At 35.9% G+C, this 1708-nt stretch carries 2 protein-coding genes; one reads left to right on the plus strand and one right to left on the minus strand.

The genetic code is table 11. The features are described from left to right. The first annotated feature begins 705 nt into the window (after positions 1 to 705). Positions 706 to 1047 carry a hypothetical protein gene (locus AC2JBO_RS44845; protein ID WP_496960073.1) on the plus strand — a complete coding sequence of 114 codons (342 nt, stop codon included), beginning with the start codon at positions 706 to 708 and terminating at the stop codon, positions 1045 to 1047. A 76-nt stretch (positions 1048 to 1123) separates the two neighbouring features. Here the strand turns inward: AC2JBO_RS44845 and AC2JBO_RS44850 are convergent. Beyond that, positions 1124 to 1708 (minus strand): HEAT repeat domain-containing protein (locus AC2JBO_RS44850; RefSeq protein ID WP_496960074.1); only part of this gene is annotated, 585 nt, incomplete at its 5' end.

Here is a 1708-nt window from a genome sequence, read left to right on the forward strand (position 1 = left end):
TATTCAAAGTATATTTTCTTTCCCTCATGTGGATTCAAACCCTACATTACCCAAAAAAACTGCTACATTGTATACTTTTTTGAATACGTGACCATCAGAGCTTTACATTAACTTTATATTTACGCTGTTGCCAAGTATGTATACTTACCATAAAGTAGCAGCGTTTTATACAGTTTTGATGCAAACTACTAAACTTGAAACGGGTAAAACTCTCTCAAAGCAAGGTTTTACATAGTTTTGAGTGAATTAATGATTGTATAAGGCATAGCTGAATACACTACTGCCATAGTTTAATGAAAAGTTAAGTGAGTTAAATTAACTTCTGACTTTTGATAGGTATTTTTATTTATTTTTTTTGCATTCTTGTCATACACGTTAACTCATTAGGTACTTGACAACTGGTAGAAATTTTCACTCGATAATCGAATCTGTAATTCAATATTATTAATTTAGATGGTAATTATTACTACAAAGACACAGAGTAGCTCAGATTCCCGACTTCTTTAAGAAATCAGGAACCTAGGAGGTATGTTTTACGACTTATTACACCTAAATACTCTTTTGTGAATCACCCATATGGGTGAACCATGCGGGGGAAGCATAAAAATGATGATGCAGGCTATATTCACAACAATTGCACTCCCAGTTACCAAAGTCAAAAAAAAGTCATAGTGCCTAACTGCCCCCACGCAAAGCGAGTGAAACATGCGTTCAATCCTTAAAATAGTCAAACAAGCGATTGCAACTGGTTATATTAGCAGTGTAGAAGTTCAGCAATTGCAAAATCTACTTAACTATAGTCATTATCAAGAAGATGTTGATGCGTTGATGGAATTACATCAAGCAGTCGTGACAGGACGTGTTAAACAAATTAGTAATCGTCCACAACCAATGAAAAAATATCATCGTGGCATCGTCAAAATGAAACTTGTCTGTCAAACTACTTTTGCTGCTGTTATTGTAGGCACAATTGTTTTTGCAGTTCCCAAATCGGAACAATCTATTTTGAATAATAATGTCAAAACTATGGATATTTGGCAACAGTAGTAACTTCAAAAGTAAAAAGTTAAAAGGTAAAAGGTAAAAGAAATATTTACTTTTTACTTTTTACTTTTTTTGGATATTATTCCTGATTCCCTGACTTTGCCTCCAAATTTTCTAATCGACTTCTCAATTCTTGGTTTTGCTGTTTGAGTTGGTCAAATTCTTCGCGCAAAGAACGCAGTGCGTTGTCGGCGCCAATTTTCTGACGAACTTGAATTATCTCCTCGTCAGCAAACCGTCGAACTCGACCGTCAGGAGTTTGTGAAGCTAAATTATTTAAAATAGTCATTGCTTTCGGAGTTTCCATTTTTCCTAAAGCCACAACTAGCGCTACCTGCGTTAAGAAAAAGCTCTCCCTAGCAAGTTCAGTCAATCGCTCTAATATCCGTTCTAAGTTAGTAGCATTTTGACCTATAGATATTTTACCCAAAACCCTAATAGCCGCTAAACGTAAGGGTTGAGGTGTACCAAGCTTAGTATGTTTAAGTATCAAATCCAACGCAGTGTCTGAAGTTTTGATCTCAGCAAGTCCTACGATGGCGCCACTCTTCACCACTTCGTTCCAGCCCGGTTTATCTTCTAAAACTGATTTGAGTACTTTAATAACTTTCTCTTCAGATGGCTTTTCGTCACCTGTTGCAGTTACAATTGCTCCAATACTGCG

Source organism: Calothrix sp. CBUCES-K 9914, assembly GCF_059640475.1.

Coding starts and splice junctions, on each gene's coding strand:
- AC2JBO_RS44845 (WP_496960073.1), top strand. CDS start 706: ATGCGTTCAATCCTTAAAATAGTCAAACAAGCGATTGCAACTGGTTAT.